A 22,711-nucleotide genomic window follows, 5' to 3' on the forward strand; every position below is an offset into this window, starting at 1 on the left:
CGGCTACCGTGCGCCGCAGCCTTCACCCTCAGGGGGTACACATGTCCGAACTGTCCCGACGTTCCGTGCTCGGCACCGCCGGCGCGCTCGGCCTCGGCGCCGCCGCCACCGGGATGCCGCTGCCGGCCCACGCCGCCGATGGCCCCACGGAGTCCGCCGGGGGCCCCGCCTTCGATACGGATTCCGCGCGCTCGGCACTCAACAGACTTCTGCCGCGCCACGCGGAGCAGCTCCGTCTCAGACTCGTCCCGGCGCGCGGCCACGAGGACCGCTTCCGGGTCACCGGCACCACAGGGCGGATCCAGGTCACCGGCACGACGCCCGCCGTGCTGCTCACCGGCGTCCACTGGTACCTGAAGTACGTGTGCGGCGCCCATATCACCTGGAACGGCAGCCAGTTGGAGCTGCCGCACCGGCTGCCCGCGCCGGCCAGGCCGCTGGAACGTTCCACCACGCTCCCCCACCGGTTCGCCCTCAACGACACCAACGACGGGTACACCGCCCCGCACGCCGACTGGGCGTACTGGGAGCGGATGATCGACGTACTCGCCCTGCACGGCTGCAACGAAGTCCTGGTCATCGCGGGTGCCGAGGCCGTGTACCACCGGGTGTTGCAGGAGTTCGGCTACTCCGACGCCGAGGCCAGGGCCTGGCTGCCCGCCCCCTCGCACCAGCCCTGGTGGCTGCTGCAGAACCTCTCCGACTACGGCGGCCCCCTCTCGCACGAACTCATCGACGAGCGGGTCGAGTTGGGCCGGCGCATCGTCGGGCGGCTGCGCGAGCTGGGCATCGCGCCGGTCTTCCCCGGCTACTACGGACATGTGCCGGACGGCTTCGTCGAGCGCAACGGCGGCGACGCGCGCGTGGTGCCGCAGGGCACCTGGCACGGGTTCCACCGGCCCGACTGGCTCGACCCGCGCACGGACGCGTTCGCGAAGGTCGCCGCCTCCTTCTACCGGCACCAGAAGCGTCTCTTCGGGCCCGCCGACCACTTCAAGATGGACCTGCTGCACGAGGGCGGCACCGCGGGCGACGTGCCCGTGCCCGCCGCCGCCCGGGGGGTCGAGGCCGCCCTCCAGAAGGCGCGGCCCGGAGCCACCTGGGTGATTCTCGGCTGGGAAGCCAATCCGCTTCCGGAGCTGCTCGACGCCGTCGACAAGCGGCGGATACTGATCGTCGACGGCGTCTGTGACCGGTACGCCAGCGTGACGGACCGGGAGAAGGACTGGGGCGGCACCCCGTACGCGTTCGGGACCATCCCCAACTTCGGCGGACGCACCACGATCGGGGCGCGCACCCACATCTGGAACGAGAAGTTCTTCGCCTGGCGCGACAAGGCGGGCAGCGCCCTGGCCGGCACCGCGTACATGCCCGAGGCCGCCGACCGTGACCCCGCCGCCTTCGAGCTCTTCTCGGAGCTCGCCTGGACGAAGGCCCCGGTGGACCGGGCCTCCTGGTTCTCCTCCTACGCCGACTTCCGGTACGGCGCACGCGACCGGTCCGCGCGGGCCGCCTGGCGGGCGCTGAACGACACCGCCTACCAGCACACCGCCGTGGAGCGCAGCGACGCGCACGACTCGCTGTTCGCCGCGCGGCCCGACCTCGCCGCCGCCCGCGCCGCCGAGTACGCGCCGCGCGCCCTCACCTACGACCCCGGCCGGTTCGACGCCGCGCTCGCCGGGCTGCTCGGCGTGGGCGGCGCGCTGCGCACCAGCGCCGCCTACCGGTACGACCTGGTCGACGTGGCCCGGCAGGCGCTCGCCCACCGCAGCCGGCAGCTCCTGCCGCAGCTGCGGGCGGCGTACGCGCGAAAGGACGAGGAGACCTTCCGGACGCTGTCGACGCTGTGGCTGCGGCTGATGCGGCTCTCGGACGAGGTGACCGGGACCGACCCGGCGTTCCTGCTCGGCCCCTGGGTGGCGGCCGCCCGGCGGATGGGGACGAACGACGCCGAGCGCGCCGAGTTCGAGCGGACCGCCAAGGTGCTGATCACCGTGTGGGGAGGGCGCGCCACGTCCGACGGCGGCAGGCTGCACGACTACGCCAACCGCGAGTGGCAGGGCCTCATGGCCGACTTCTACGTGCCCCGGTGGCAGAAGTGGCTCGACGAGCTCACCGACGCGCTGGCCGCCGGGCGGGCGCCGCGGACGGTCGACTGGTTCGCGTTCGAGGAGCCGTGGACCCGGGAGCGCAAGGACTATCCGCTGCGGCCGGTCGCCCCCGCGTACCGGACCGCCGCGCGCGTACGGGACGTCCTGGCGCGGGCGCCCTACCAGGGCACTCTGACCGTCACCGCCGAGCCGTCCACCATCCCGCCGGGCGGCTCCACCCGCCTGGAGGCCGTCTTCCGCAACGTCAACGGGTTGCGGGCCACGGGGCGCGTCGACTTCACGTTGACGGGTCTCGACGCGGAGCCGTCCGGCACGGTCTCCCTGCCGCGGGTCGCGCCCGCGGGGACGGGCAAGGTGGCGTGGCGGGCCACGACCCCCGACACGCCGCTCGACCGGCCGCTGCGCCCGATGCCGTACGAGATCGCCGTGAAGTACGGTCCGGCCGGCGAGCCGCGTGTGCGCACCGTCCACGACGGGACCCTGTTCGAGGCGGGGCCGTTGAGCGGCGCCTGGAAGACGTACACGAACAACGGTGCCGTCTTCGGGGAGCTGGCCGGGCGGTACGCGATCAACGGCGGCGGTGCGGACCTGTGGAAGGGCACGACGGAGTTCGGGACGCTGTACCGGCAGGACGTACTGCGGGACGGGGTGTCCGTGACCGTACGGGTCGACGCGCAGGAGGTCACGGGGCCGTGGGCGCGAGCGGGCATCATCAGCCGCGCGGCGCTGGGCACCCCCGGCTCCCGCGGGTTCGTGGACCTCGCGGTGACGCCCGCCAACGGGGTCGTGCTGTCGTACGACACGAACGGTGACGGCACGCTGGACACGTACAAGCGGCTGACGGGGATCAAGGCGCCGGTGCTCCTGCGGCTCTCCCGGGAGGGCGACTCCTTCACCGGGGCGTGCTCCACGGACGAGGGGGCGTCGTGGCGGACGGTGGCGCGGGTGACGGTGGCCGGGGCGGCCGGCTCCCAGGACGCGGGGCTCTTCATGAGCGCCACGAACGGGGGCGACGGGGAGCGCGGCACCGTGGAATTCAGCGGGTGGAAGGTGACATAGGGGGCGCAATCGGCGCGGGGCCGGGGCCGTCCTCGCCCCCGCGCCGAAGGGCCCGGGAAAAAGGGGTGACGTGAGGGCACCGGCGGTGCCAGGGTGACCGCATGGATCATGACTGGGAGAAGCGGCTCGGGGCGGCCTGGGACACGCTGGACGACCTCGACGAGGCGGAGTTCCGCCGCGTGATCGACGCGCTCGTCGCCGAGCTGCCCGAAGGGGACCCCGTCGGCCTCTTCGAGCGGGCCTGCGCCTTCGATTCGACCGGTCACTCCGACCGCGCCGTGCCCCTCTACCAGGAGGCCCTGGACCGCGGACTGACCGGATACCGCAAGCGGCGCACCGCCATTCAGCTGGCGAGTTCGCTGCGCAACACGGGACGCGCCGAGGAGGCCGTCGCCCTGCTCACCCCCGAACTGGACGCGCCGTCGGACGAGTTGGACGACGCCGTGCGCGCCTGTCTCGCCCTGTGCCTGGCGAGCCTCGGACGCGAGCGCGAGGGACTCTCCCTGGTGCTCGGCGCCCTTGCGCCCCATCTGCCCCGCTACCAGCGGTCGATGGGCCATTACGCCCGCGCGCTCATGGAGGACGTCCCGCCCGGGAGGTGACCATCCGACGATTCGCTCGTTTTGCTGAACGTGTCGTCGAATGTGCAGTCACCCCCGAAGTCCCCGAAGCCCAGCGGCCCCGCTCCCGTCGTCGACGTGGAGCAGGCCGAGGCCGCGCTCGTCGAGCACTACCCGCGGCTGGTCCGGCTCGCCTACCTCGTGCTGCCGCCGGGCCTCGGCCGCAACCGCCGGGTCCTGACCGCCCACGCCCTCACCCAGCGCGCGCTGCCCCGCAACCGCAAGACGGGTGACGCGGCCGTCGTCCCGGCGCAGCGGGGCACCGGCCCCCAGGGCGACCCCGGATACGCGTACGTACGGCTGCAGGTGCTGCGCGGCGCCCTCGACGCCGGGCTCCCCCTGCGGTGGACGGCCTGGCCCAAGCGGGCGCAGCTGCCGCCCCTGCTGCCCCAGGTGCGCGGGCTGCGGCTCTTCCCGCGCTCGGGCGGGGCCGACGAACTCGCCCTGGACCAGGAGCTCGCCGCCCTGTCCGGCGCGGGCCGCGCCGCCTACGTCCTGCGGGGCCTCGAAGGGCTCGACGACGCCGGTGCCTGTGCCGTCCTCGCCGCGGCGGGTTGCGGCGACCCCGAGGACGCCCTCGACGAGGCCGATGAGGTCGAGGACCGGTACGGCCTGCTCGCCTCCCCGGAGTTCGACCCCTGCTCGCTGCAGGCGAGGCCGACGGATCTGATGAGGCGCAGGCAGCACATGAAGGCCGCGGGTGTCGCGGCCGCCGCCGCGCTGGTCTGCGGGGCCCTGCTCGGGCTGCCGGGCGACGGCTGGGGGCCCGACGGCGCCGCCGCTCCCCCGTACGCGCGCAACCCCGCGGGGCAGGCCGCCCTCGATCCGGGGCAGTTGACCGTGGCGACCGCGTCGGCGTGGAAACGTTCCTCGCGCACCGACTTCACGGTGTGGCCCGCACGCGGGAACCTCATCGGCGACCGGGAACTGCTCCGCCGCGCGCTCGCCGTCTGGGCGAGGCCCGGCGAGTCCGTGCAGGTCTCCGCGACCCCGGGCACCCCGGCGGGGGCACCGCCCGGACCCGCCCAGCTGCTCTTCGCCGGTGACGTCGACTCCGCGCGCGTGGTGCTGCTCTACGACGGCCTGCGCATCGTGCGGTACGCCGAGCCCCGCGAGGGCACCGGCGGGGCCGCGCTGGACTTCGCGCGCGTGGACGGTGCCACCGGCACCGAGGCGAACGCCGTCGTCGTCGACCGCGCCGACGGGAACATCCGCTATCTGACCGCGCCCTGGATCAGGTCGGTGGCGGTGCAGGACCTGCTGAAGCCCGCCTCCCGGGCGGTCGCCCTGCACCGTTCCGGCGGTGTCACCGACCCCTTCGCGGGGCCCGCCCAGAGTGGCCGCTGCACGTCGTGGAACGCGCTGCGGCTGCGCGACCACTCCGGCGCGGTGCGCATGTCGACCGATCTCGGCGAGCTCGTGCCCGCCCATCTGACCGCGGGCCGGCCCGAGGCGCCGCGCGAGGCCACGCCCGGCGAGTGGTCGAAGTCCGCCTGTTCCCTCGCGACGGTCCGCTCGCACGGCGTGCGGACCGTGAACTCCTGGACGTACGCCCGTCAGCCGCTGCCCGAGGCCAACGGCGTCGCCGACTGGGTCTGCACCCGCGCCGAGACCTGGCGGGGCGCGGGGACCCGGATCCTCGCCCAGTTCGAGACGGCCGACGGGCCCGCGGGCGCCGTCGCCGCCAAGGCCGAGGACTCCCCCGCGTGCGGCAGCCGCGACCCCCGGGTGCTCGCGGGGGTCCGCTGGAAGTCCCGCGCGGGCAACTGGTACCTGCTGGCCGCCGGCAACAAGGAGGTGACGTCGATCTCCGCGACGGGCGGCGCGCGCGGGCAGGGCAACGTCCTGGCGGCGCGGACCGAGCGGGACGCGCAGCTCAGCCTGACCGGCACCCTGCCGGACGGCCGGAAGCTGACCCCGCTGCGGTAGGAGCCGACGGACGCGGCGGAAGTTCCGGGCGCAGACCCCTGTACCGCCGAACTACCGCTCAGTACATTGACGCCATGTCTAATACGCAGAGCAGGGCGCCCGAGCCCGTCGCGTCCGAGCGCATACCGCTCAAGGCACGCAACGTCTCCTTCTCCTGGGAGAAGACCCCGCTCCACTGGCTGCCGGACGACCCGTTCACCACGCACATGATCAACGTGCTGCACCTGCTGCTGCCCGCGGGTGAACGCTGGTTCGTGCACGTCTACAAGCAGGTGCTGCCGCTCATCCGCGACGAGAGGCTGCGCGAGGACGTCATCGGGTTTATCGGCCAGGAGGCCATGCACGCGCAGGCCCACGACGAGGTGCTCCCGCACCTCAAGGAGCAGGGGCTCGACCCGACGCCGTACACCGCGCAGGTCGACTGGCTCTTCGAGAAGCTGCTCGGCGACCGGACGCTGCCGCCGGGCAAGGCGCGCGAGTGGTGGCTGATGGAGCGCGTCGCGATGATCGCGGCCATCGAGCACTACACCGCGTTCCTCGGCAACTGGGTGCTCAACGCCGAGGAGCTGGACCGCAGGGGCGCCGACCCCACCATGCTCGACCTGCTGCGCTGGCACGGCGCGGAGGAGGTCGAGCACCGCTCCGTCGCCTTCGAGCTGTTCATGCACGTCGACGGCGGCTACCGGCGCCGGGCCAGGACCTGGGCGACCGCGTTCAGCGCCCTGGTCTTCCTCTGGCAGCGCGGGGCGCGGTTCTTCATGGAGAACGATCCGACGCTCGTCGACGGCAAGGCGACCTTCAAAGACTTCCACCGCAGCGGGAAGGCGGGGACGCTGCCCACCGCGGGCGCCATGTTCCGCTCCATCCCCCGCTACCTCAGCCGGAGCTACCACCCCTCCCAGGAGGGCAGCACGGAGCAGGCCGTCGCCTATCTCGCCACCTCGCCCGCAGCCGTGGCCGCCGGCGCCGCCGAGAAGGGGAGCGCCTGACATGCCCCGCATCCGCACCGTCGCCCTCGTCGCGGGCGCCGCCCTGGTCGCCAGGCGGGCGATGCGCCGCCGCATCGAGGCGTCCCCGCTGTGGCCGCTGCCCGCCCTAGAGGAGCCCGTCTCCGGCCGGCCGCGCTCCCGGGCGCGCCGGCTCCTCGTCACCCGGCACGAGACGGTCGCCGACGGCGTCGTCCAACTCCGCCTGGAGGGGCCCGGTCTGCCCGCGTGGGAGCCCGGCGCCCACGTCGACCTCGTCCTGCCGTCGGGGCTCGTACGGCAGTACTCGCTCTGCGGCGACCCCGAGGACTCCTCCTCGTACACCGTGGCGACGCGCCTGATCGCCGCCGGACAGGGCGGCAGGGGCGGCTCGCGCGAGGTCCACGAGCAGCTGCGGGAGGGCATGGAGGTGGAGGTGCGCGGGCCGCGCAACCGCTTCCCGCTCGCCGACGCCCCCTCGTACGTCTTCGTGGCGGGCGGCATCGGGATCACGCCGGTCCTGCCGATGGTGCGGGCCGTCGAGGCCTCCGGGGCGCCGTGGCGGCTGCTCTACGGGGGCCGGTCGCGTGCCTCGATGCCGTTCCTCGAAGAGGTCGAGAAGCTGGGCGGCGCCGGACGGCAGCGGGTCACCGTCGTCGCCGACGACGAGGACGGGCTGCCGGACCTGGCCGCCTTCCTCGACGGGACGCCGCGGGGCGCCGCCGTCCATGTCTGTGGTCCCGGGCCGCTGATGGACGCGGTCGGCGCGGCGCTGCCCGAGGGGTGCTCGCTGCACCTGGAGCGGTTCTCACCCGTCGCGCCCTCGCCGGGGCAGGGCGGCGACACCGCCTTCGAGGTCGAACTGCGGCGCAGCGGCCGTACGGTGGCGGTCGCCGCGGACACCACGGTGCTCGCCGCCGTCCGCGCCGAGCTGCCCGACACCGCCTACAGCTGCGAGCAGGGTTTCTGCGGTACGTGCCAACAGCGCGTCGTGGAAGGGGAGATCGACCACCGCGACGAGCTCCTCACGGACGGCGAGCGCGCCGGTTCCATGCTCATCTGCGTCTCGCGGGCGCGCGGCGAACGGCTCGTGCTCGACATGTGAGTCGAGCGGGCGGGCGGAGACGGGCCGGTCCGGCAAAGGGCCGGTTCCGCTCGGTAAGGTGTTCGTATGACAACCGGGGTGCGCCGCAGGATGGGTGTCGAGGAGCGGCGGGAGCAGTTGATCGGGGTCGCGCTCGAACTGTTCAGCCACCGCTCGCCGGACGACGTCTCCATCGACGAGATAGCAGCGGCCGCGGGCATCTCGCGCCCGCTGGTCTACCACTACTTCCCCGGCAAACTCAGCCTGTACGAGGCGGCGTTGCGCCGGGCCGCGGAGGATCTGGCCGACCGGTTCGTGGAGCCGCGCGAAGGGCCCCTCGGCGCCCGGCTGCTGCGGGTGATGGGCCGCTTCCTCTCCTTCGTCGACGAGCACGGCCCCGGTTTCTCCGCGCTGATGCGGGGCGGGCCCGCGGTCTCGGCGGGCGGCGCCTATGCCCGGGAGGCCGTCTCGACGACGAACGCGCTGATCGATTCGGTGCGGCAGGCGGCGTACGACCAGATCCTCGCGCATCTGGGGATCACCGATCCGCCCGCCCGGCTCGAACTCGTCGTGCGCTCCTGGATCTCGCTGGCCGAGTCGACGGCGCTGATCTGGCTGGACGGCCGCCGCATCCCGCGCGCGGAGCTGGAGTTGCAGCTGGTGCACGACTTCGCGGCGCTGGCCGCGGTGAGCGCCGCGTACGACGCCGAGATGGCGGAGCTGCTGCGCTCCATCCTCGCCTCGGAGCCGTCCGACGGCCCGTTCGCCGAGCTGATCGGCCGGTTGGTTACGCTCGCCCCGTGACCACCACACATCTCTCCGTCCGGCCCGCGACGGCCGACGACGTCGGCACGCTCGTCTCCCTCTACGAGGGCGCGGCCCGCTGGATGCTGGACCGCGGCATCGTCCAGTGGCAGCCCGGCGCCAAGGACGAGCACCACTTCCACCGGCTGATCGGGTCCGCGGAGACGCAGGTGTGGCTCGCCGGCGGCGGGGACGACGGCACGGCGCTCGGGGCGTACGAGCTGTGGTGGTCCGACGAGCAGGCCTGGGGCGTGCAGCCGCCGGTGGCGGGATATGTGCACCGACTGATGACGCGCCGGGGCGCGCCCGCGGGCACCGGCCGCGAGCTGCTCGCGGACGCCGAGCGGCGGATCGCCGCGGCGGGGCGCACCCTGGCCCGCCTGGACTGCGTGACGTCCAGTACCCGGCTGCGCGCGTACTACGAGGAGGCCGGCTACACCGTCGTCGGCGAGCTCGCGGACAAACGCGCCGCGGACGGCAGCCGGTACGGCGTACTGCTCCTGGAGAAGCCGCTCGGCTAACCCCCGTCCTCCCGCGTCTCCGGACACAGGCGCATCGCGAGGAGCGCGATGTCGTCCTCGCGGTCGTGGCCCAGGCAGGCGAGGAGCGTGTCGCAGAGGGCGGCGACGCCCTGCGGCGCGTCGGCGGCGACGGTGCGCAGGTGCTCCATGCAGACCGCGAGGTCGATGCCGCGGGTCTCGATGAGGCCGTCGGTGACCATGAGGAGCCGGTCGGTGGGGCGCAGGACCGTCTCGGTGGTGGGCGGCCTGTCGAGGCCGAGGCCGAGCAGCGGGCCCTTCGCCCGGATATAGGTGGCGGTGCCGTCGTCGCCGACGACGAGCGGCGGGATGTGTCCGGCGTTGGCGATGCGGGTGCGTCCGGTGGCCGGGTCGACGAGGGCCAGGCAGAGGGTGGCCGTCACCTCGGGGTGGTAGCGCTGCAGCATTCTGTCGAGGCGGCGGGCGAGCGTGCCGGGGTCGGCGTCCTCGACGCAGTAGGCGCGCAGCGCGTGCCGGATCTCGACCATCACCGTGGCGGCCTCCAGGGAGTGGCCGACGACGTCGCCGATGCCGGTGAGCAGGCCCTGCGGGGTGCCGAGCGAGGCGTAGAAGTCGCCGCCGATCTCCGTGTCGCGGGAGGCCGGTTCGTAGCGGACGACGACTTCGGTGCCGGGGATCTGCGGCACGTGCGCCGGCAGGAAGCTGCGCTGGAGGGTGAGGGCGATGTGGCGCTCCACCTCGTACATGAGCAGGCGTTCCGCGGCGACGGCGGTGGCGTGGGCGAGCCGGCCCACGAGCCGCCCGGTGTCGGGGAGCAGTCCCTGGGTGTACGCGGGGGTGGCGAGGCAGACGGGCGCGCACCCCTCGCGGGCGCGGGCCAGGGCGAGCCGGGCGCCGTCGGGCAGGACGCGGCCCGCGGACGGCTCGACGTGGAAGAAGCCGGCCGGCCACAGGGGCGCGGGGACGACGGTGTCGCGCACCCCCACCCGGCCCGACATGTCGCGCTGGATGAGGCGGGCGACCGCGGCGTGCGCCCCGTCGTCGGGCAGCGAGGCGGTGGCCCTGCGCCGGGACAGGCCCCGGTGGAGCTCCCCGTCGTCGCCGAGGACGAAGGCGGCGGCCGGGCCGTGGGTGAGGCGGGCCGTGCCGGACGCGGCGGCCTCGGCCAGCTCGCGCGGACAGCGGGCGGACTGCACGTCGAGGATGGTCTCGGCGAGCCGGGTGAGGTGTCCGGCCTGCGCCTCGGCGTCGCTGCGGTGGCGTGCGCCGCGGGCGGCGGCGCGCACGACGGCCTGGATCTCCTCCGGTTCGGCGGGCACCGTCAGATAGGCCTCGCCGCCCGCGTCGAGGCCGCGGCACCGGTCGGCGGGGGCGGTCCTCGCCGCGGAGAAGTGCACGACGGGCAGGGCGGCGAAGGGCGGCGACTCCTTGAGGCGGCGGCAGAGTTCGAAGCCGCTCATGTCGGGCAGGCCGACGTCGACGAGGGCCACGTCCGGCAGGTCTCCGCTGCGCCGGCGCAGGTCGAGCTCGATGAGTGCCTCGGCCGCGCTGGCGGCGAGGACGACCCGGTGGCCGTCCCTGCGCAGCACCGCGCCCAGCGCGTATCGGCTGGCGGCGACGTCGTCGACCACCAGAATCATGGTGCCTGCTTTGCCGTTGACGCTCACGCGGGGCCCTTTGGGGCTGGTGGGGCAGACCTCCCTCGGGCCTGCCCGACCAAATTAGCGCTCCGGGCGGCGATCCGGGAGATGATGACGCGGCTACGACCGGGACCGGTGAAGATCCCGCGACTTCCCTCGTGCGACGCGGTTTTGCCGATAGGATCTGCGGCCCCTCGGGGCAGGGTCGTGACCGGGGGCCGGAGCGGGGACGCGGTGGGGGCCCGGTGGGGCCGCCCGCCCGGACCTGCCGGTCGCCGGGTGTGGTCCCGCGCGTCTGCGGATAGGCGTACGGCATGTGCCCGCCGCGGCGGGCACCGTCGTGACCTTCGCCTCGTGCGCGCCGTTCACCGAGGTGACCGACCCGTCACCGGCGCCGCCCACCGGAACCGAACGCCGGCCCGGTGCCCCACGCAACTCGCCGCAACGCCGAGGGACTTCATGACCCAGAACGTCACCGCCGCGCCCGCCACCGACTCCGCGTCCGCCCGTCACTGGTGGCGTGACGCGGTCATCTACCAGGTCTACCCGCGCAGCTTCGCCGACGGCAACGGCGACGGCATGGGGGACCTGCGCGGCATCACGGCCCGTCTGCCGTACCTGCGCGACCTGGGCGTGGACGCCGTCTGGCTCTCCCCCTTCTACGCCTCGCCGCAGGCCGACGCGGGCTACGACGTGGCCGACTACCGCGCCGTGGACCCCATGTTCGGCACCCTCACCGACGCCGACGACCTCATCCGCGAGGCGCACGCGCTCGGTCTGCGCGTCATCTTCGACATCGTGCCGAACCACTGTTCCGACCGCCACGCGTGGTTCCGCGAGGCGTTGCGCGCGGGCCCGGGATCGGCGGCGCGCGGCCGCTTCCACTTCCGGCCCGGCAAGGGCGTGGACGGTGAACTCCCGCCGAACGACTGGGAGTCGGTGTTCGGCGGCCCGGCCTGGACCCGCGTCGAGGACGGCGAGTGGTACCTCCACCTCTTCGCGCCCGAGCAGCCGGACTTCAACTGGGACGATCCGGACGTCCACGAGGAGTTCCGCTCCGTCCTGCGCTTCTGGCTCGACCTGGGCGTCGACGGCTTCCGCATCGACGTCGCGCACGGCCTGGTCAAGGCGTCGGGTCTGCCGGACATCGGCCACGGCGAGCAGGTCAAGCTGCTCGGCAAGCAGGCCGTGCCGTACTTCGACCAGGACGGCGTGCACGCCATCTACCGGGACTGGCGCCGGATCCTCGACGAGTACGGCGGCACCGAGCGGATCGCCGTCGCCGAGGCGTGGACCCCGACGGTGGAGCGCAGCGCCCGGTACCTGCGCCGCGACGAGCTGCACCAGGCCTTCAACTTCGAGTATCTGACGACGGAGTGGGACGCGGCCGCGCTGCGCGCCGTCATCGACCGCTCCCTGGCGGCGATGAACGCCGTGGACGCGCCCGCCACCTGGGTGCTCTCCAACCACGACGTCGTACGGCACGCCACGCGCCTCGCCGACGGCGACGGGGCCCGCGGCCTGCGCCGGGCCCGGGCCGCCACGCTGCTGATGCTGGCGCTGCCCGGTTCCGCCTACCTCTACCAGGGCGAGGAGCTCGGCCTCCCCGAGGTCACCGACCTGCCGGACGAGGTGCGCCAGGACCCGGCGTTCTTCCGCGGCACCGGGCAGGACGGCACCCGTGACGGCTGCCGGGTGCCGCTGCCCTGGTCCGGGCTGCGGCCGCCGTTCGGTTTCGGGCCCGAGGAAGGCGGACCGAGCTGGCTGCCGCAGCCGGACTCCTGGCGGAGCCTGTCGGTGGCGGCGCAGACCGGTGACCCGGCGTCGACGCTGGAGTTCTACCGGCGGGCGCTCGCCGTGCGGCGGGCCCACCCGGCCCTCGGCGCGGGCCGGGACATCGCGTGGCTGCCGTCCCCCGAGGGCGTGCTCGCCTTTAGCCGTACGGCCCCCGGCGGCGCGTTCGTCTGTACGGTGAACCTCACCGGAGCGCCCGTGCCGCTGCCCGCCCCCGGCACGCCGCTGCTCGCCAGCACCGACCTTGCGGATGGCGCCGACGCCGCGCGGGTGGTGCTTCCGGCGGATTCCGCGGTCTGGTGGTCGGCCTGAGCGGTTCGCGGTTCAACCGGTTTCTTGCCCAGGCGCCCCTAGGGCCACACCCGGATCGCGGTCTCGTTCCTCTGGCGTAGAGAATGCGGGCCGAACCCGACCAGGGGATGATCGGTCGAAGGGTGGGGATCTGGCAGACTCTGTCCCTATGGGTGAGACGACCGTGACGACACTTGAGGGCCGGCAGAGGCCCGCTTCATCACCCAGTGCGGGCGAGCAGGACGACCGCAGTGGGCGGAATTCCGCACGTCGTCTCGACCGTTTCCGAACCCCGCGCCGCCCCCGGCTCTGGTTCGAGATCCTGCTGATCGCGGTGAGTTACTGGACGTACTCGCTGATCCGCAACGCCGTGCCGGAACAGAAGTCCCAGGCGCTGAGCAACGCGGACTGGATCTGGCGCCTCGAACACGACCTGGGGATAGCGGTCGAGCGGAGCGTCAACCACGCCGTGGACTCCGTGACATGGCTCATCGTCGGCATGAACTACTACTACGCCACGCTGCATTTCGTGGTGACGCTCGGCGTCCTGGTGTGGCTTTTCCGTAGCCATCCCGGCCGGTACGCGGCCACGCGCCTGGCCCTGTTCGCGACGACGGCGGTGGCCCTGGTCGGCTACTACCTGTATCCGCTGGCGCCCCCGCGCCTGATGAACGGCTCCACCTTCATCGACACCGTGGTCGTCCACCACACGTGGGGCTCCATGGCCTCCGGCGACCTGAAGAACATGTCGAACCAGTACGCGGCGATGCCGTCGATGCACATCGGCTGGTCGCTCTGGTGCGGCCTCACGATCTTCGCGCTGGCGTCGGTGCCGTGGGTGCGGGTGCTCGGCCTGCTCTACCCCACGGCGACGCTCGTCGTGATCGTGGCCACGGCCAACCACTTCTGGCTGGACGCGGTCGGCGGCATGATCTGCCTGGCCTTCGGCTTCCTGGTGGTCCGGCTCTGGTACGGCGCGCTGCCGTACGCGCTGCCGCGCGAGGTCCCGGACACGCCGTAGGGCGTGTCCGCCGGATTCAGGCGTCGCGGTACGTGATGTGTCCGCCGGTCACCGTCAGCCGCACCGGTGCCTGCGCCACCTCGTCCGGGGCCGCGGTCACCGGATCGAGGCCGAAGGCGGTGAGGTCGGCCCGGAACCCCGGCGCGATCCGTCCCGCCACCCGGCTCTCCCCCGCCGCCACGGCCGCGTGCGACGTGCAGCCCTCCAGCGCCATGAGCCCCGTCAGGCCCTGCGCCGGGCCCGCCGCGCCCCGGGGGACGCGGGCGGTGGCCAGCACCTGGCGGGCGTCGTAGGGGGCGATCGGCCAGTCCGAGCCGAGGGCCACGACGGCGCCGGCGTCCCTGAGGTCCCGCATCCGCCACGCCCGCGCGGCCCGCTCCGCGCCCAGCCGCTTCGACCACTCGTCGCTGTGGTCGGCCCGCGTGTAGGCGGTGTGCGGCGGCTGCATCGAGGCGATGACGCCCAGCTCGGCGAAGCGCGGGATCGTGTCGTCCGGCACGGTCTCGATGTGCTCGATCCGGTGCGCGAGGCGGCCGTCCGGGCCCAGGGAGGCCACGGTGTCCAGCACATGCCGCACGGCCGCGTCGCCGATGGCGTGGGTCGCCGTGCGCACCCCCGCGGCGTGCAGCAGCCGCACGGCGTCCGCGTACGCCGCGGGGTCCGGCCAGAAGGCGTCCGTGCCCTGGCCGTGGCAGTCCGCGTGTTCCAGCCAGGCCGTGCCGCCCTCGACGGTGCCGTCCATGAAGAACTTGGCGCCGCCGACCCGCCACAGGCGGCCCGCCTCGGCCTGCAGGGCGATGATCGCGTCGATCCCTTCGGACCCGACGCCGGGCATGCACCAGGGCGCGAGCCGCAGCCGCATCGGCAGGTCGCCCTCCTCCTCGACCGAGGCGAGCAGCCGCGGTACGTCCCCGTCGCCGAGGTCCATGACGTGGGCGCCGGTCAGGCCGGTGGCCGCCATGTCGGAGAGCAGCCGGACCAGGCGGGCGCGGCGCTCGGCGTACGAGGGCCGGGGCGCCACGGCCTGGACGAGGTCCATGGCGGCGTGTTCGACGAGGTGGCCGGTGGGGCGCCCGTCGGCGTCGCACACGACGGTGGACCGCTGGGGGAACTCGCGCGGCCCCTCGACCCCGGCGGCGCGCAGCGCGGCCCCGCTGACCAGGGCGGAGTGCCCGTCGTAGAGGCGGATGAAGGCGGGCGCGCCGTCCAGCGCGTCCTCGACGAGCGCCCGGTCGACGGGCCGCCCGCCGAACGCGTTGTGGTCGAGCCCCCAGGCCAGGACCCATCCGTCGGTCCGTTCGGCGCCGCGCAGGGCGGCCCGCAGGGCGTCCAGGTCGCCGACGGCGGAGAGGTCGGTGCCGGTGGCCATCTCCAGGCCCCACACCGGGTGGCTGTGCGCGTCGACGAGGCCCGGGGTGAGGGTGGCGCCGGCGAGGTCGATCAGCTCGGTGCCGGGTCCGCGCAGCTCGCGTACGTCGGCGTGGTCGCCCACGGCGACGATCAGGCCGTCACGGACGGCGAGGGCGCGGGCGCGGGGCCGGCCGGGGTCGAGGGTGCGGATGTCGGCGCCGGTGAGGACGAGGTCGGCTGCGGGCATGGGGGGACTCCGTTCGGGTGGGGGGGCGAGGGGGCCGGTCCGCCGGGGCGGGGGTTCAGGCCCGTCCGGTGGACGAGGACGGGAGCGCCGGGGCCGGGTCTGGTTCCGGTTCCGGTTCCGGTTCCGGTTCCGCGGCGAAGTTCTCGTACACCTCGGGTCTGCTCGTGCGCAGGCGCCGTGCGAGCGCGAGACCGAGGAGGAGGACCGCGGGGACGATCGCGGCGAGGACGGTGTTCACGAGCGGCGATGCGCCGGTGAACAGGTCGAGGTGGGTGACGACAAGGACGAGGGCGGCGGTGAGCAGCACGGTCGCGGCGAGCGGCGCGACGACGGTGCGCAGTGCGCCCTCCTGGTGGCTGATCCGGCGGAAGTAGCAGGGGACGGCGACCGCGGCGAGCAGCTGGAGCGCCAACAGGCCGATCATTCCGGGGGTGTTGACCCATAGGAGCAGCTGTTGGTATGGGTCCGCGCCGGCGGCGGCGAAGGCGAGCACGACCGCCGCGCCGAGCGCGGTCTGCGCGGCGCCCGCGAGGTGCGGCGAGCGGTGGCGCGGGTGGACGCGGCCGAACGCCGCGGGCAGGACGCCCTCTTCGGCGAGGGAGAGGCCGTAGCGGTTGATGGCGTTGTGGAAGGCGAGCAGGGAGGCGAGGACGCTGGTGACGATGAGGACGTGCATGAGGTCGGCGGCCCAGGGGCCGACGTAGGTGGTGATGGCGGCGAAGAAGAGCCCGGCGGGGTCGTCGCCGGCCGCCGCGACGACCTTGGTCTCGCCGAAGGCCTGGATGACGGTCCAGACGACGAAGGCGTAGAAGAGGCCGAGGAAGGCGACGGCGATGTAGGTGGCGCGGGGCACGGTGCGGTCGGGGTCGCGGGCCTCGCGGCGGTAGATGACGGTGGACTCGAATCCGGTGAACGCGGCGAAGGCGAAGGCCAGTACGGCGGCGGTGCCGGGTACGAGGACGTGGTGGGGCGCGAGGCCGCGCACCCCGAGTCCGTCGGCGCCGCCCTCGGCGAGGACGCCGGCGGCGAGCAGGACGAGGATGCCGGTCTCGGCGAGGAGGAGGACGCCGAGGAGCCGGGCGCCGAAGTCGATGGACCGGAAACCGCCGTACCAGATGAGCAGCAGGCCGGCGAGGGAGACCGGGAGCCAGGGGATGTCGGCGCCGAAGAGGGCGTGCGCGGTGTCCTGGGTGGCGCTGCCGAGCAGGCCGTAGACGCCGATCTCCATGCCGTTGTAGCCGAGCATGGCGAGGAGCGCGGCGGCGATGCCCGCCGGGCGGCCGAGGCCCCGGGTGATGTACGCGTAGAAGGCGCCGCCGCTGCGGACATGGCGGCTCATGGTGGTGAAGCCGACGGCGAAGACGGCGAGGGTGAGGCCGGCGAGGAGGTAGCCGACGGGGGCGCCGATGCCGCCCAGGGAGATGGCGATGGGGGCGACGCCCGCCATGACGGTGAGCGGGGCCGCGGCGGAGACCACGAAGAAGGCGATGTCGGCGGTGCCGAGGGAGCCGGTGCGGAGCGTGACGGCCATGGAGGCGGCCCTTCTGCGGCAGGGGGCAGGGCGGGGAGCGGGGCATGGGAGCTGGGCGCGAGGCATGCGGGCGGAGCACGGGAAGGACGTGCGGAGGACGTGCGGAGGGGCCGAAAACCTAAAGGCTTTCGGTTTCGGCAATGTAGCCTCACCCCGGGCGGTTCGGGAAGACTCCGACACCCACACGGAGGGAACAAGACCATGGGACGGCCGCGCACGGCACTGCTGGACAGGACGCGCATCACGACGACCGCGCTCGAACTCGTCGACGAGAGCGGCGACTTCAGCGTTCCGCAGATCGCACGCCGGCTCGGCGTGCAGACCGGCTCGGTGTACCACCATGTGGACGGCCGGGACGGCATCGTCGAGCTGCTGCGCGAGCGCGTCTCCGAGTCGATCGACTCGGGGACGCTGGAGCGGGGCGCGTGGGACGAGGCGCTGCTTGCCTGGGCCCGTTCCTACCGGGCGGCCTTCGCCGCCCACCCGAAGGCCATCCCGCTCCTGACGACCTCACCGGTGCGCGCCCCGCGCGTCCTCGACCAGTACGAGCGCGCGGTGACGCTGCTGCTCTCCGCAGGCTTCGCCCTGCCCGACGTGATGCCGGTGATCACCGGCCTGGAGAACCTCGTCCTCGGCTCGGCGCTCGACCTCGCGGCGCCGCGGACGATGTGGGTGCTGTCGGACGAGACGGCCACGCCCCGCCTGGCCGAGGCGCTCGCCGCGGTGCCGCGGGGGCGGGCGGAGCGCGCCTTCGAACTGGCCCTTGACGGCTTTCTGGCGCACGCGAGAACCCTGCGGGGACGGGCTAGTTGAACGACTCGTCGCCGTCCCAGACCACGTGGACGACCTCGGGGGCCAGACCGTGGACCACGGCGCGGCCCACGTCCTTCTTGAAGCGGTCGATCAGCCCCTGGAGGCCGGCGAGCGGGTACTTGGCCTCCAGCGCGGCGAGCAGCGCCGGTGCCGAGACGCCGACGGCGCGCGCGAGCCGGGCGGTGTTGTCGGACCGGTTGTTCCACCCCTTGGCGTTGTTGCGCCCCACGTGAATGGATTCCTCCGCGGTGAGCTGGGAGGCGCCGTTCTCGTCGATGTTCTCCTGGCCGGCCGCGGGCCGGGCCGTCAGGTGGAAGAGCGCGCCCTTGATCGTCGCCGAGGACTCGCCCGTGGAGCGGTTCCTGACCTCGCCGCCGCTGGTCAGCATCACGTTGAGGTGGACGGCCAGCCTGGCCGTCGTACCGCCGTCGTGCACCTCCACCGGGACGGGCCGTGAGATGAGGTTGTTGCCGCCGTTGTTGCGGCACTCCCGGCCGAACTGGAATCCGGCGAGCGTGCGGTCCCGGCCGACGATGATGTCCAGGAGCTGGTTCCAGTCGACCCGGGGCGCCGCCTGGGTGTCGTTGACGCGCTGGACCGCGGTCGCGCGCTGGACCGGCGCGTGCGCTGTCGCGGTGGCGCGCTGCACCGGCCCGGCCTCCGCGTGGACCTCGGGCGCGGGCCCGGAGAGGACCCGGTGGGCAGTGGCCTCCGCCTCGCGCTCGAACCGGTCGGACGGGTCCGAGACCTTCAGCCCGTCGCCGTGGTCGGTGCCGGCGACGGGACCCTGGCGCTGCTGGATGACGTGGGTCAGCTCGTGGGCGAGGGTGTGGCGGTCGGCGCCGCCGTCGCCGATGACGACGTGGTTGCCGGAGGTGTAGGCGCGGGCGCCGACCTCGGCCGCGGAGTCCTTCGCCGCGCTGTCGTCGTGGATGCGCACGTCGGAGAAGTCCGCGCCGAGGCGGGCCTCCATGTCGGTGCGGGTGGCGGCGTCGAGGGGCCGGCCGCCGCCGCGCAGCACGTCGTGGACGGCGGAGCGCTGCACGGCCTCGGTGACGGCGGCGTTGCCCGCGGTGCGCTGCAGCGCGAGCAGGTCCCGCGCGGACATGCCCCCCGCGTGCGCCGGGGCCGCGGTGGGCCTGGCCGGGGTGCGGCCCGCCCTCTCCCCGTCGGCGGGTCGGGCGGTGTCGCGGGCGCGCATGGGGCCTCCAGGCAGCTCCAGGCAGAGGGATTCGTACTCTTCCTGGATACGTCACGCGGGCTAGGCCGGGCCAGGTGCGCGAGGGCAGGGTGTGGTGCCCGATGGGGCACCGCCGCCCTCCCTCAGGCCCCGTAGAACCGCTCCTCCACGACCGCCCGCGCCCGGCGCGTGATCCGCCGGTAGTCGTCCAGCATGTCGCCGACGTGTCCGGCGTCGTACCCCAAGTACCGTCCGACGGCAGCCAGTTCACGCCCGTCGGAGGGGAACGTGTCGCCCGCACGGCCGCGGACCAGCATCACCGCGTTGCGGACGCGCGTGGCAAGGACCCAGGCCTCGTCGAGGATCGCCGCGTCCTCCGTCGGGATCAGCTCCGCCGCGCGGGCCGCCGCCAGCGCCTCGCGGGTGCGGGTCGTGCGCAGCCCCGGCTCGGCCCAGCCGTGCTCCAGCTGCAGGAGCTGGACGGTCCACTCGACGTCGGAGAGGCCACCGCGGCCGAGCTTGGCGTGCAGCGTGGGGTCCGCGCCGCGCGGCATCCGCTCGGCCTCCATGCGGGCCTTGAGGCGGCGGATCTCGCGGATCGCGTCGTCCCCGAGGCCTTCCGCCGGATAGCGCAGGGGGTCGATGAGGTCGATGAAGGCGCGGCCGAGCTCCTCGTCGCCCGCGACCGGTTCGGCCCGCAGCAGCGCCTGGGACTCCCAGACGAGGGACCAGCGGCGGTAGTACGCCTCGTACGAGCCGAGGGTGCGCACCAGGGGGCCGCTCCTGCCCTCCGGGCGCAGGTCGGTGTCGATGAGCAACGGCGGGTCGGCGGAGGGCAGTTGGAGCAGCCTGCTCATCTCGGCGACGACCTTGGCCGCCGCCTTGGCGGCCTCCTGCTCGTCGGCGCCCTCGCGCGGCTCGTGCACGAACAGGACGTCCGCGTCCGAGCCGTAGCCGATCTCGTGACCGCCGAAGCGGCCCATGCCGATGACCGCGAAGCGGGTGGGGAGCGTGTCGCCCCAGCCGGCGCGGACGACGGCGCGCAGCGTGCCCGCGATCGTCGCCGCCGTCAGGTCCGAGACCGCGTCGCCCACCCGGTCGACGAGGGCGCCCGGGTCGGCCTCGGCGGGGCTCTCCTCCGTGCCGTAGGAGCCGATGATGTCGCCCGCGGCGGTACGGAACAGCTCGCGGCGGCGCACGCCGCGGGCCGCCGTCACGGCCTGCTCGGGGCCGTCCGCGCGGCGCACCGCGGCCATGACCTCCTGCTCCAGCGCGGCACGGCCGCGGGGCTCCAGACCGCGGGCGTCACCGAGCAGGGCGACTGCCTCGGGGGCGCGGAGCAGCAGGTCGGGGGCGAGCCGGCCGGCGGAGAGGACGCGGGCGAGGTTCTCGGCCGCGGCCCCCTCGTCCCTGAGCAGCCGCAGGTACCAGGGGGTCTTGCCGAGCGCGTCGGACACCTTGCGGAAGCCCAGGAGGCCCGCGTCCGGGTCGGCGGAGTCCGCGAACCAGCCGAGCAGCACCGGCAGCAGCGTGCGCTGGATCGCCGCCTTGCGGGAGACCCCGGACGCCAGCGCCTCCAGATGCCTGAGCGCGGCGCTCGGGTCCGCGTAGCCGAGCGCGACGAGCCGCTCGCGCGCCGCCTCCGTGCTCAACCGTGCCTCGCCGGGCGCGAGTTGGGCGACGGCGTCGAGCAGCGGCCGGTAGAAGAGCTTCTCGTGCAGGCGGCGCACCACGGAGGTGTGCCGCTTCCACGCCCGGCCGAGCTCGGTGATCGGCTCGGTGCGCATCCCCAGGGAGCGGCCGATGCGCCGCAGATCCGCGTCGCCCTCCGGCACGAGGTGGGTGCGGCGCAGCTTGTGGAGCTGGATGCGGTGTTCGAGGGAGCGCAGGAAGCGGTACGCGTCGTCGAGCTGGGCTGCGTCCACGCGCCCCACGTAACCGCCCGCGCCGAGCGCCTGCAGGGCTTCGAGGGTCGAGCCGCTCCGGATCGAGGGGTCGCTGCGCCCGTGCACCAACTGCAGCATCTGCACGGCGAATTCGACGTCGCGCAGTCCGCCGGGTCCGAGCTTGAGCTCCCGGTCGACCTCGCCCGCCGGGATGTTCTCGACGACCCTGCGGCGCATCTTCTGCACGTCGGGCACGAAGTTCTCGCGCTCGGCGGCGTGCCAGACGAGCGGGGCGAGCGTGGCGACGTACTCCTCGCCGAGCGCGAGGTCGCCCGCGACGGGGCGGGCCTTGAGCAGCGCCTGGAACTCCCAGGTCTTCGCCCAGCGCTGGTAGTACGCGAGGTGGCTGGAGAGCGTGCGCACCAGGGGGCCGTTCCTGCCCTCGGGGCGGAGGTTGGCGTCGACGGGCCAGATGGTGCCCTCGACGTTCGTCTCCGCGCAGATCCGCATCATGTGCGAGGCGAGCCGGGTGGCGGCCCGCAGGGCCTTGTCCTCGTCGGCGCCTTCGACGGCCTCGCCGACGAAGATGACGTCGACGTCGGAGACGTAATTGAGCTCGTGGCCGCCGCACTTGCCCATCGCGATGACCGCGAGCCTGCACTGCGCGGCGTCGCCGGGGGCCTCGGCGCGCGCCATGGCGAGCGCCGCCCGCAGCGTCGCCGTGGCGAGGTCGGCGAGCTCGGCCGCGGCCTCGGCGACGTCCGTCGTGCCGCACACGTCGCGCGCGGCGATGGAGAGCAGGCAGCGGCGGTAGGCGACCCGCAGCTGGACCGGGTCGGCGGCGTCGGCGAGCCCCTGCTCGAACTCCGCGACGCCCGGGTGCAGGTCGGCCGATTCGTAGGTGACGAGGGCCCGCCAGTCGCGGGGGTGGCGGGCCAGGTGGTCGGCGAGGGCCTCGGAGGCGCCGAGGACACCGAGGAGCCGGTCGCGCAGGGGCTTCGCCGTGACCAGCGTGTCGAGCAGCTCGCGGCGGCTGAGGTCGTCCTCCTGCCCCTCGACGAGCCGGACGAGGCCCAGCAGCGCCAGGTCGGGGTCGGCGGTGGCGCCGAGCGCGTCCAGGAGCAGCGGGTCGTTGCGCACGGCGCTGAGCGCGGGGTCGTCGAGGAGCCGCTCCGCGGCGGACGGGTCGGTGAAGCCGTGCCGCAGCAGCCGGGTGAACGTACTGCTCCGTCGTCCTTGCGGCACCGTCATGCCGATCCTCCGTTCGATCACTCCTCGGCCCGAGCCTACGGCCTGACCGGCGGACCCGGCGCCCGCGGGGCGGGACACCCCTGTCGGGAGCGCTGACAGGGGGTGTGGGCGCCTGGTGTACTGCGGCGCATGGAATACACACTCGAAGTGATCCCGCTTCCGGTCAGCGACATCGACCGGTCGATGGAGTTCTACCGCGACAAGCTGGGTTTCCACGTAGACATCGACACCGAGGTCATGCCGGGCATGCGGATCGTCCAGCTGACCCCGCCGGGGTCGGGCTGTTCCATCGCCCTCGCCGACGCGCTCTGGGAGACGATGGCGGGACCGAAGCCGCCCCCCGGCTCCTACCAGGGCCTGCAGCTGTGCGTGGCCGACGCCGAGGCCGCGCACGCCGAACTGACCGCCCGCGGCCTGGACGTCTCCGGACCGGTCCGGCACGCGCCGCAGGACGGCGGCACGTTCCTGTACTTCAAGGACCCGGACGGCAACGGCTGGTCGATCCAGGAGTACCGGGTACGCGCGACGACGCCGCTGCGGGAGGCGATCGTCCCCAAGCCGTGAGTCGTGAGCCATGAGCCATGAGTCGTGAGCCGTGAGCCGTGAGCCGTGAGCGGATCGGTCGTGCGGCCGTC

Annotated in this window: 16 protein-coding genes; 11 read left to right on the plus strand and 5 right to left on the minus strand. The window is 74.0% G+C overall.

Going from position 1 to position 22,711, the window contains the following annotated elements:
- Positions 1 to 41 precede the first annotated feature (41 nt).
- The 7 genes from ACZ7DY_RS10350 (at position 42) to ACZ7DY_RS10380 (ending at position 9,093) form a co-directional block, all read left to right on the plus strand.
- The gene (locus tag ACZ7DY_RS10350) at positions 42 to 3,170 is read left to right on the plus strand and encodes an alpha-N-acetylglucosaminidase (protein WP_471132640.1); all 3,129 of its coding nucleotides are present in this window, start codon (positions 42 to 44) and stop codon (positions 3,168 to 3,170) included.
- A gap of 101 nt (positions 3,171 to 3,271) precedes the next feature.
- Positions 3,272 to 3,772, plus strand: a complete 501-nt coding sequence (locus ACZ7DY_RS10355; protein WP_471132643.1) for a tetratricopeptide repeat protein — start codon at positions 3,272 to 3,274, stop codon at positions 3,770 to 3,772.
- A gap of 42 nt (positions 3,773 to 3,814) precedes the next feature.
- Positions 3,815 to 5,719, plus strand: coding sequence for a hypothetical protein (locus tag ACZ7DY_RS10360; protein ID WP_471132646.1), 1,905 nt, complete (start codon positions 3,815 to 3,817; stop codon positions 5,717 to 5,719).
- A 74-nt stretch (positions 5,720 to 5,793) separates the two neighbouring features.
- The gene (locus ACZ7DY_RS10365) at positions 5,794 to 6,708 is read left to right on the plus strand and encodes a metal-dependent hydrolase (protein WP_471132649.1); all 915 of its coding nucleotides are present in this window, start codon (positions 5,794 to 5,796) and stop codon (positions 6,706 to 6,708) included.
- A 1-nt stretch (position 6,709) separates the two neighbouring features.
- Positions 6,710 to 7,789, plus strand: a complete 1,080-nt coding sequence (locus ACZ7DY_RS10370) for a PDR/VanB family oxidoreductase (protein ID WP_471132651.1) — start codon at positions 6,710 to 6,712, stop codon at positions 7,787 to 7,789.
- 66 nt (positions 7,790 to 7,855) lie between these two features.
- Complete coding sequence (locus ACZ7DY_RS10375) at positions 7,856 to 8,572, plus strand: TetR/AcrR family transcriptional regulator (protein ID WP_471132654.1); 717 nt, start codon at positions 7,856 to 7,858, stop codon at positions 8,570 to 8,572.
- Entirely contained in the window at positions 8,569 to 9,093 is a 525-nt protein-coding gene (locus ACZ7DY_RS10380; RefSeq protein ID WP_471132655.1) for a GNAT family N-acetyltransferase, read from the plus strand. Before ACZ7DY_RS10375 ends, ACZ7DY_RS10380 begins: the two co-directional genes overlap by 4 nt.
- On the opposite strand, the gene ACZ7DY_RS10385 is transcribed toward ACZ7DY_RS10380, so the two are convergent.
- The gene (locus ACZ7DY_RS10385) at positions 9,090 to 10,712 is read right to left on the minus strand and encodes a SpoIIE family protein phosphatase (protein WP_471132658.1); all 1,623 of its coding nucleotides are present in this window, start codon (positions 10,710 to 10,712) and stop codon (positions 9,090 to 9,092) included. The two genes, ACZ7DY_RS10380 and ACZ7DY_RS10385, sit on opposite strands and share 4 nt — an antisense overlap.
- Positions 10,713 to 11,171: 459 nt before the next feature.
- Between ACZ7DY_RS10385 and ACZ7DY_RS10390 the strand changes: the two genes are divergently transcribed.
- Both ACZ7DY_RS10390 and ACZ7DY_RS10395 read left to right on the plus strand, forming a co-directional pair.
- The gene (locus ACZ7DY_RS10390; protein ID WP_471132661.1) at positions 11,172 to 12,818 is read left to right on the plus strand and encodes a glycoside hydrolase family 13 protein; all 1,647 of its coding nucleotides are present in this window, start codon (positions 11,172 to 11,174) and stop codon (positions 12,816 to 12,818) included.
- Positions 12,819 to 12,966: 148 nt separating this feature from the next.
- The gene (locus ACZ7DY_RS10395; protein ID WP_471132664.1) at positions 12,967 to 13,818 is read left to right on the plus strand and encodes a phosphatase PAP2 family protein; all 852 of its coding nucleotides are present in this window, start codon (positions 12,967 to 12,969) and stop codon (positions 13,816 to 13,818) included.
- Between the two features lie 16 nt (positions 13,819 to 13,834).
- Here ACZ7DY_RS10395 and ACZ7DY_RS10400 read toward each other — a convergent pair whose 3' ends face one another.
- Together ACZ7DY_RS10400 and ACZ7DY_RS10405 are read right to left on the minus strand one after the other, a co-directional pair.
- Positions 13,835 to 15,415: an amidohydrolase gene (locus tag ACZ7DY_RS10400; RefSeq protein ID WP_471132666.1), complete on the minus strand. Its 1,581-nt coding sequence runs from the start codon at positions 15,413 to 15,415 to the stop codon at positions 13,835 to 13,837.
- A gap of 55 nt (positions 15,416 to 15,470) precedes the next feature.
- Positions 15,471 to 16,946: an APC family permease gene (locus ACZ7DY_RS10405; protein WP_471132669.1), complete on the minus strand. Its 1,476-nt coding sequence runs from the start codon at positions 16,944 to 16,946 to the stop codon at positions 15,471 to 15,473.
- Positions 16,947 to 17,147: 201 nt separating this feature from the next.
- On the opposite strand from ACZ7DY_RS10405, the gene ACZ7DY_RS10410 reads away from it, so the two are divergent.
- On the plus strand, positions 17,148 to 17,759 hold the full coding sequence (locus ACZ7DY_RS10410; RefSeq protein ID WP_471132671.1) for a TetR/AcrR family transcriptional regulator C-terminal domain-containing protein: 612 nt from the start codon (positions 17,148 to 17,150) through the stop codon (positions 17,757 to 17,759).
- On the opposite strand, the gene ACZ7DY_RS10415 is transcribed toward ACZ7DY_RS10410, so the two are convergent.
- Both ACZ7DY_RS10415 and ACZ7DY_RS10420 read right to left on the minus strand, forming a co-directional pair.
- Positions 17,752 to 18,960 (minus strand): eCIS core domain-containing protein, encoded by a 1,209-nt coding sequence (locus ACZ7DY_RS10415; RefSeq protein WP_471132674.1) that lies wholly within the window; start codon positions 18,958 to 18,960, stop codon positions 17,752 to 17,754. The two genes, ACZ7DY_RS10410 and ACZ7DY_RS10415, sit on opposite strands and share 8 nt — an antisense overlap.
- A gap of 122 nt (positions 18,961 to 19,082) precedes the next feature.
- Entirely contained in the window at positions 19,083 to 22,076 is a 2,994-nt protein-coding gene (locus ACZ7DY_RS10420) for a bifunctional [glutamine synthetase] adenylyltransferase/[glutamine synthetase]-adenylyl-L-tyrosine phosphorylase (RefSeq protein ID WP_471132676.1), read from the minus strand.
- 129 nt (positions 22,077 to 22,205) lie between these two features.
- On the opposite strand from ACZ7DY_RS10420, the gene ACZ7DY_RS10425 reads away from it, so the two are divergent.
- Entirely contained in the window at positions 22,206 to 22,640 is a 435-nt protein-coding gene (locus ACZ7DY_RS10425) for a VOC family protein (protein ID WP_471132679.1), read from the plus strand.
- Positions 22,641 to 22,711: the final 71 nt, after the last annotated feature.

Source organism: Streptomyces sp. NPDC037013 (assembly GCF_055607265.1).

What these genes read in the sequence shown, in the direction of transcription:
- ACZ7DY_RS10350 (WP_471132640.1), top strand. Translation starts at nt 42, where the DNA reads ATGTCCGAACTGTCCCGACGTTCCGTGCTCGGCACCGCCGGCGCGCTC.
- ACZ7DY_RS10355 (WP_471132643.1), top strand. Translation starts at nt 3,272, where the DNA reads ATGGATCATGACTGGGAGAAGCGGCTCGGGGCGGCCTGGGACACGCTG.
- ACZ7DY_RS10365 (WP_471132649.1), top strand. Translation starts at nt 5,794, where the DNA reads ATGTCTAATACGCAGAGCAGGGCGCCCGAGCCCGTCGCGTCCGAGCGC.
- ACZ7DY_RS10370 (WP_471132651.1), top strand. Translation starts at nt 6,710, where the DNA reads ATGCCCCGCATCCGCACCGTCGCCCTCGTCGCGGGCGCCGCCCTGGTC.
- ACZ7DY_RS10375 (WP_471132654.1), top strand. Translation starts at nt 7,856, where the DNA reads ATGACAACCGGGGTGCGCCGCAGGATGGGTGTCGAGGAGCGGCGGGAG.
- ACZ7DY_RS10385 (WP_471132658.1), bottom strand. Translation starts at nt 10,712, where the DNA reads ATGATTCTGGTGGTCGACGACGTCGCCGCCAGCCGATACGCGCTGGGC.
- ACZ7DY_RS10390 (WP_471132661.1), top strand. Translation starts at nt 11,172, where the DNA reads ATGACCCAGAACGTCACCGCCGCGCCCGCCACCGACTCCGCGTCCGCC.
- ACZ7DY_RS10395 (WP_471132664.1), top strand. Translation starts at nt 12,967, where the DNA reads ATGGGTGAGACGACCGTGACGACACTTGAGGGCCGGCAGAGGCCCGCT.
- ACZ7DY_RS10400 (WP_471132666.1), bottom strand. Translation starts at nt 15,415, where the DNA reads ATGCCCGCAGCCGACCTCGTCCTCACCGGCGCCGACATCCGCACCCTC.
- ACZ7DY_RS10405 (WP_471132669.1), bottom strand. Translation starts at nt 16,946, where the DNA reads ATGGCCGTCACGCTCCGCACCGGCTCCCTCGGCACCGCCGACATCGCC.
- ACZ7DY_RS10410 (WP_471132671.1), top strand. Translation starts at nt 17,148, where the DNA reads ATGGGACGGCCGCGCACGGCACTGCTGGACAGGACGCGCATCACGACG.
- ACZ7DY_RS10415 (WP_471132674.1), bottom strand. Translation starts at nt 18,960, where the DNA reads ATGCGCGCCCGCGACACCGCCCGACCCGCCGACGGGGAGAGGGCGGGC.
- ACZ7DY_RS10420 (WP_471132676.1), bottom strand. Translation starts at nt 22,076, where the DNA reads ATGACGGTGCCGCAAGGACGACGGAGCAGTACGTTCACCCGGCTGCTG.
- ACZ7DY_RS10425 (WP_471132679.1), top strand. Translation starts at nt 22,206, where the DNA reads ATGGAATACACACTCGAAGTGATCCCGCTTCCGGTCAGCGACATCGAC.